General features: G+C 63.4%; 8 protein-coding genes. 1 reads left to right on the top strand and 7 read right to left on the bottom strand.

Going from position 1 to position 6,121, the window contains the following annotated elements; genetic code table 11:
* Both xseA and EN750_RS14905 read right to left on the bottom strand, forming a co-directional pair.
* A partial coding sequence (gene xseA / locus EN750_RS14910; protein WP_127396873.1) for an exodeoxyribonuclease VII large subunit occupies window positions 1–672 on the bottom strand: 672 nt, incomplete at its 3' end.
* A gap of 83 nt (window positions 673–755) precedes the next feature.
* Window positions 756–1,712 (bottom strand): LysR substrate-binding domain-containing protein, encoded by a 957-nt coding sequence (locus tag EN750_RS14905; RefSeq protein WP_027035580.1) that lies wholly within the window; start codon window positions 1,710–1,712, stop codon window positions 756–758.
* Between the two features lie 177 nt (window positions 1,713–1,889).
* Here EN750_RS14905 and EN750_RS14900 point away from each other — a divergent pair, with 177 nt between their 5' ends.
* Window positions 1,890–2,180, top strand: a complete 291-nt coding sequence (locus EN750_RS14900; protein ID WP_127396872.1) for a DUF1127 domain-containing protein — start codon at window positions 1,890–1,892, stop codon at window positions 2,178–2,180.
* A gap of 145 nt (window positions 2,181–2,325) precedes the next feature.
* On the opposite strand, the gene EN750_RS14895 is transcribed toward EN750_RS14900, so the two are convergent.
* The 5 genes from EN750_RS14895 to EN750_RS14875 form a co-directional block, all read right to left on the bottom strand.
* Window positions 2,326–2,547: a type II toxin-antitoxin system HicB family antitoxin gene (locus tag EN750_RS14895; RefSeq protein ID WP_348629594.1), complete on the bottom strand. Its 222-nt coding sequence runs from the start codon at window positions 2,545–2,547 to the stop codon at window positions 2,326–2,328.
* Entirely contained in the window at window positions 2,534–2,785 is a 252-nt protein-coding gene (locus EN750_RS14890; RefSeq protein WP_127396870.1) for a type II toxin-antitoxin system HicA family toxin, read from the bottom strand. Before EN750_RS14890 ends, EN750_RS14895 begins: the two co-directional genes overlap by 14 nt.
* 9 nt (window positions 2,786–2,794) lie before the next feature.
* The gene (locus tag EN750_RS14885) at window positions 2,795–3,841 is read right to left on the bottom strand and encodes a DUF937 domain-containing protein (RefSeq protein ID WP_127396869.1); all 1,047 of its coding nucleotides are present in this window, start codon (window positions 3,839–3,841) and stop codon (window positions 2,795–2,797) included.
* 100 nt (window positions 3,842–3,941) lie between these two features.
* Window positions 3,942–5,315: a glutamate--cysteine ligase gene (locus EN750_RS14880; protein WP_127330045.1), complete on the bottom strand. Its 1,374-nt coding sequence runs from the start codon at window positions 5,313–5,315 to the stop codon at window positions 3,942–3,944.
* Between the two features lie 144 nt (window positions 5,316–5,459).
* On the bottom strand, window positions 5,460–6,121 hold a 662-nt coding region (locus EN750_RS14875), incomplete at its 5' end, for a 16S rRNA (uracil(1498)-N(3))-methyltransferase (protein ID WP_127396868.1).

The raw sequence follows: 6,121 nt of genomic DNA, 5'->3' as shown, positions 1-6,121 counted from the left end.
GAGGTCTTCGAGGCTGCCGCCGCCACGCGCCACGATCAGCAGATCGGGGCGCTGGATGGCGCCGTCCCATGCCAGCGCGTTGAAGCCGTTGACCGCGGCGGCCACCTCCGCGCCTGACGTCTCGCCCTGAACACGCACCGGCCAGACCAGGATGTGCAGCGGAAAGCGGTCCTTGATGCGGTGGATGATGTCGCGGATGACGGATCCCGTCGGCGAGGTGACGACGCCGATGACGCGCGGCATGAAGGGCAGCAACCGCTTGCGGCCGGTATCGAACAGCCCCTCGGCCTGCAGCCGCCGCTTGCGCTCCTCCAGCAGCGCCATCAGGGCGCCGGCGCCGGCAGGCTCCAGATTGTCGATGACGATCTGGTAGTTGGACTTGCCGGGATAGGTGGTGAGCTTGCCGGTGGCGATCACCTCCATGCCCTCTTCGGGACGGAATTTCAGCCGGCTCATCGTGCCTTTCCAGACCACGGCGTCGAGACGGGCACGGTCGTCCTTCAACGCGAAATAAGCATGACCGGACGAATGCGGTCCTCGGTAGCCTGATATTTCGCCACGCACCCGCACATTGCCGAAAACGTCCTCGACCGTGCGCTTCAGCGCGCCGGAAATCTCGCTCACCGTGTATTCGGCGGCGTTGGTGCGTGATTCGGATGCTGCTTCGCTCATCGGTCGATTGGGGAACGGTTGGGCGCCCGCGTCAAGGCGGTTGCGTCGGGCCAGCCGTTCATAACCCGCATACCTGACCCTGCCTACCAGCCGGGCAGAATCTGGTTCGGCTTGGTTCGCCGCAGCTTGGTGAAGGCGAGTGCCGCGAAATCGAATGTCCCGGGATCTTCACCGACCGGCACGGAGATGTTGTCCAGGCTTTCCGAAATATGGCGGGCGAGCGCATCGACGATCTCCGGCCGCGACGTCTGGCCGCGCATGATGCCGATGCGGCAATCGGGCAGGGCGCCGAAGCCGTCGGCTTCGCTCAGCACCCGCATGCCGGGCCGCAGCGCGCATTCCGGCAGCACCGAGATCGCGAGGCCCGAAAGCACCGCGGCTGTGATGACGGTGGCAGAGAAACTGGTGAACAGGATGCGATAGTCGCGATTCTGCTGGTCGAGCACATCGACGGCGGCGCGCCGCCAGATGCAGTTCGGCCGGCCGAAGGCCATCGGCAGCGTTTCCTGCTCATGCGTCGCATGGTTGGCCGAGGTGACCCACAGCAGCGGTTCGCGCCGCACCACCTCCGACTGGCCGCGTACGTCGTTGTGAGTCACCAGCGCGAGGTCGAGATTGCCGCGCTTGATATGCTCGACCAGCCCCGGTGTCGGCTCGCAGATGACGGTCAGTTCGACGCGCGGATTGGAGCGCGTGAACCGCGCCATGATCTCGGGCAGGAAACGGTCGGCATAGTCGTCGGGCGTGCCGATGCGGATCGTGCCTTCGAGCCGCCGGTCGTCGAAGGCAGCCAGCGTCTCACGGTTGAGATAGAGCAGCCGCCGCGCATAGGAAAGCAGCTTGTCGCCTTCCTCGGTCAGCCTGTTGGTGCGCCCGTCCTTTTCGAACAGCGGCTTGCCGAGCCGCTCCTCCAGCCGGCGCATCTGCATCGACACCGCCGACTGGGTCCGGTGCACCTCTTCGGCCGCTCTGGTGAAGCTGCCGGTGTCGGCAATCGAGATGAAAGTTTGCAATTGATCGAGATCGAGCGGCGATTTCATCGACATGATCCATCACTAGCGTTGATGGTAAAGATTAGAAACATTCGTTGGATTTATCAATCACTCAATGGCAAATTGGCAGTGTCCACATGAAGGCATGTGAATCGAAGCCGGAACGGCCGCTGTCGCCAGCGCCGATCGCCTGGTTTTGCCCGTTCGAGTCTGAAGGAGACCGACATGACCACGTTCGATTTCGCCACCGAGACCTCGCGCATCACCTCGCGTCCGGCCGTTGCGACGCGCGTGGCCAACACTGTCTCCAACGTCTACCGCGCCTGGAAAAACCGCCGCGCCTTCTACCGTCTTGGCGAGATGTCGGACGCCGAACTCGCCGATATCGGCCTGACGCGCGGCGACCTGCACGTCGCCATCGACGTGCCGTTTGGCCGCGACCCGACGGCGATGCTGCGCGAAATCGCCAGCGATCGCGTCGAAACGATCGAGGACATCGCGCGCAAGGTGGCCTGATCTGATGCTTGTTGTTTAGGTTGCCGCGAACCTTTTCGGGGTTCGACGCGACTGACGAGTATGCAGGCTCCCACTCCCTGCCGGATCCCCCCGGCCCGCCTGCACTCTGCCCGGTCCTCCCAGGACCGGGCTTTTCCTTTGGCTGTCAGGCGAATGCCAGCTTTCGCGATGGCCTTGGTATCGATCTGCCGAGCTCATGCGCGGCCGCTATCCAAGATGCTATGGCGTCTTGGACATTAGCGATGGCCTCTTCAGGAGTGTCGCCATCACTCACGCAACCTGGCAGATCAGGCACCAAAGCCGAAAAACCGCCTCCATCCTCTGCAGAAAGTGGCGCAATGACGACCGGATATTCAAGTCTGTCCATCATGTCTCTTTGCCTCGCCGATAAATGCCACGAGCTTTCGGATATATACGGGTTTGATCGGGCGTTTGAAACGCACAGTCAAAATATCGGTCATTGCCGAATGATAGACCTTGTAGTGTGAACCGCCTGACCTTGGCGGCACGCATTGGACACCAGCTTCGTCACAAACCGCCTTCACATCGGCTATCGACCAGTCGCCGCGCGGATTGCGGCGCATCTGCTCCAGTCTCTTACCCACGGATGTCGCCTACCGTCGGTCCATATCCCGCTTGAACTGGTCGAAGATCGTCTCGACTCCCTTCTGGTAGTCGTCACGCTGCTGGGCGCCGGTCTCGAACATCTTGCCGAACAGGTCGTCGAACGGATTTTTCGGCCTGCCGCTCGGATCGGCCTGTGGCTGCGGTGCCTGACGCTGCTGTGGGGGCGCTTGAGGCTGTTGCGGCGCCGGCTGTCCGCCAGGGATGCCGCCTAAGCCACCGCCACCTTGCCGCAGCATCTCCTCGAAGATTTTCCCCAGCGGATTGTCTCCGTAGGGGCTTTGTGTCTGCGGCTGCGCCCGCCCCTGCGGCTGCGGCTGAGGCGCGCCACCGCCGAACATGTCCTGCAGCACCTTGCCAAGTGGATTTTCGCCGTAGGGATTGGGCTGCGGCTGCGGCTGCGGCTGGCTTTGCGGCTGTGGCTGAGCCGCACCGCCGCCGAACATGTCCTGCAATACCTTGCCGAGCGGGTTGTCCATCGGGTTCTGGGGTGGCGGCGCCTGGCGCGGCTGCGGCGCCGGGGCCTGCATTCCGCCGCCTTGCCGCATCATCTGCTCGATGATCTCGCCGAGCGGATTGTTGCCGCCGCCGCCAAAACCGCCGGCGGCCTGCATCTGATTTGTCGTCTGCTTGAACAACCCGCCCATGACCATCGAGGCGATGGCCGGCAGCATCTGCTGCAGGATCTGCTGATTGACGCCGCTGGCTTGCGCCGCCTGGCTGGCCACGGCGCGAGACAGGTCTTTCGAGCCGAACAGGTGCCCGAGAATGCCGTTGCCCTCATCGACGCCTTGCGGCGAGAAGGCCCGGGCTGCGTCCTCGAAATACTTGGCGTGCTGGCCGCTGGCCATCGCCGTCATGAAGGCGCCGAGCCCGTAAGGGTCGGCTGTGTTGCGCTGCAGCCCCTGCGAAAAGGCCGGCAGCAATGCGGCGACCGCGGCTTGCGTCTGCTGCATCGAAAGCCCGTATTGCTGGGCAAGGGCCTGCATGCCGTTGCCGTTCTGGGCCTGTGTCAGCATGTCGAACAAGGAAGGCATTGGTCTCTCCTCCGGAAATCCTCGCCGAAGAAGCCTAGTTTGTTTCCACTTCCGATTGAAGCGACTTTTGCCGGCCGGTCAGCTTTGCCAGATCCGAGGGTTAATAGGCGTATTCCATGAAAACCGGCTCGATCGAGCCGCCCCAGCGCGTGTGGTAGGCCGACAGCATCTCCTCGGCGCTGGTTGTGCCGCGCGCCACGACCTCGTCGAGCGTGTTGAGGAACGAGGTCTCGTCATAACCGTCGCGGTTCTTCTTGCCACGGTTCTTCAGGCCCATGCGGGAAATGACCATCACGTCACGCGCGATCTCGCGCAGCGTGGTGTTGCGGAACGGTGCGGAAATGCCTTGTTCCGGCACGGCGTTGCGCATCGCCAGCGTTTCTTCATACGTCCAGCTCGACGTCAACGCCTCGGCGGCATCGAGTGCGGCTTCATCATAGAGCAGCCCGACCCAGAACGCAGGCAGCGCGCAGATGCGCCGCCATGGCCCGCCATCGGCGCCGCGCATCTCAAGGAAGCGCTTCAGCCGCACGTCCGGGAACAGCGTCGACAGATGGTTCGCCCAGTCGCCCATTGTCGGCAGCCCGTCCGGCACCTGATTGCGCGCGGCCCCGGCCATGAACTGACGGAAGGTGATGTGCGTCATGTCGTGATAGTGGCCGTCGCGGATGACGAAATACATCGGCACGTCGAGCGCCCATTCGACATAGTCGGCGAAACCGAAATCGGGCGAGAAGCAGAATTCGAGCAGGCCCGAGCGCTGGTTGTCGGTGTCGCGCCAGATATCGCCGCGCCAGCTCTGCAAGCCGTTCGGGTGGCTTTCGGTGAAAGGCGAATTGGCGAACAATGCCGTCGACAGCGGCTGCAGCTTCAACGACACCTGCATCTTGCGGCGCATGTCGGCCTCGCTCTCGAAGTCGAGATTCACCTGGATCGTGCACGTGCGGTACATCATGTCGAGGCCCTTGGTGCCGACCTTGGGCATGTAGCGCGTCATGATCTCATAGCGCGATTTCGGCATTTTCGGCGTCTCGGCCAGCGACCATTTCGGGCTGCCGCCGAGGCCGAGGAAACGGATGCCCATCGGCTCGGCGATCTCGCGCACCTGCGCCAGATGGGCGTTGCCCTCGCGGCAGGTCTGGTGGATCGTTTCCAGCGGTGCGCCGGAAAGCTCGAACTGGCCGCCGGGTTCCAGCGAAATCGCACCCTGACCGGTCGGCTCGACCAGGCCGATGATGCGGCCGTCATCGACGATCGGATCCCAGCCGAGCTTTGACTGCATGCCTTCGAGAATGGCGCGGATGCCGCGCTCGCCGCCATAGGGGACCGGTGCATTGCCGTCGACATAGAAGGGGAATTTCTCGTGCTCGGTGCCGATGCGCCATTTGTCGCGCGGCTTGTTGCCTTCGGCCAGATGCTCGACGAGTTCGTCGACACCTTCGATCGGGCGGAAATCGGTCGTATCGCGCGCCATGATGGTACCCTCAGAGGCGGCCGGATGACCGCCGGCGGTAAATGGACGAAATGTCAGCAGACGATCAAGCGAAAAATCCTGAGCCACAGGTCAACAGGAATTGAACGTTGCTGGAACTCTGCATCCCTTGCAAGGGATGACGTCTCACCAGTCTCCGACAGTTGCCTGCATCACCGCGAGCGCGGCCACCGCCGCGGTGTCGGCGCGCAGGATACGCGGGCCGAGCGGAATGGCGGTGACGAAGGGCAGGGCGCGCAGCATCTTGCGCTCGTCGTCGGAAAAACCGCCCTCCGGCCCGACCAGCAGCCCAAGCTTCTTTTCCTTGACCGCCTGCAGCGCGGCCAGCGGATTGTTGGTCGAAGCATCCTCATCGCAGAAGATCAGCCGTCGCTCTGTGTCCCAACCGGTCAGCAGGCGGTCGAATTTTTCGGCTTCGCGCACCTGAGGCACCGCCAGGATGCCGCATTGTTCGGCGGCTTCGACGACATTGGCGCGCAGGCGATCGATCGACGGCTTGGCCACTTGCGTGTGCTGGGTGATGACCGGCTGCAGGATGCCGGCGCCCATCTCGACCGCCTTCTGCACGAGATAGTCGAGCCGGCCCTGCTTCAGTGGCGCAAAGCAGTAGACGAGATCAGGCAGCGGCGGCTGCGGCCGCTGCAGCGCTGACACCTTCAGCCGCACCGCCCTTTTCGTCTTCGCTGATATGGCCGCTGACCACTCCCCGTCGCGGCCATTGAACACCAGGATTTCGGCGCCTTCGCCAAGCCGCAGCACATGCAGGAGATAGTGGCTCTGCTGTTGGC

It is taken from the genome of Mesorhizobium sp. M7A.F.Ca.ET.027.03.2.1, from assembly GCF_003999175.1.
Lineage (GTDB): Bacteria > Pseudomonadota > Alphaproteobacteria > Rhizobiales > Rhizobiaceae > Mesorhizobium.
Note: the sequence above shows the minus strand (reverse complement) of the source record. Positions and strands in the feature narration are given on the sequence as shown.

Coding starts and splice junctions, on each gene's coding strand:
- EN750_RS14895 (WP_348629594.1), bottom strand. CDS start 2,547: ATGGACAGACTTGAATATCCGGTCGTCATTGCGCCACTTTCTGCAGAG.
- EN750_RS14905 (WP_027035580.1), bottom strand. CDS start 1,712: ATGAAATCGCCGCTCGATCTCGATCAATTGCAAACTTTCATCTCGATT.
- EN750_RS14880 (WP_127330045.1), bottom strand. CDS start 5,315: ATGGCGCGCGATACGACCGATTTCCGCCCGATCGAAGGTGTCGACGAA.
- EN750_RS14900 (WP_127396872.1), top strand. CDS start 1,890: ATGACCACGTTCGATTTCGCCACCGAGACCTCGCGCATCACCTCGCGT.
- EN750_RS14885 (WP_127396869.1), bottom strand. CDS start 3,841: ATGCCTTCCTTGTTCGACATGCTGACACAGGCCCAGAACGGCAACGGC.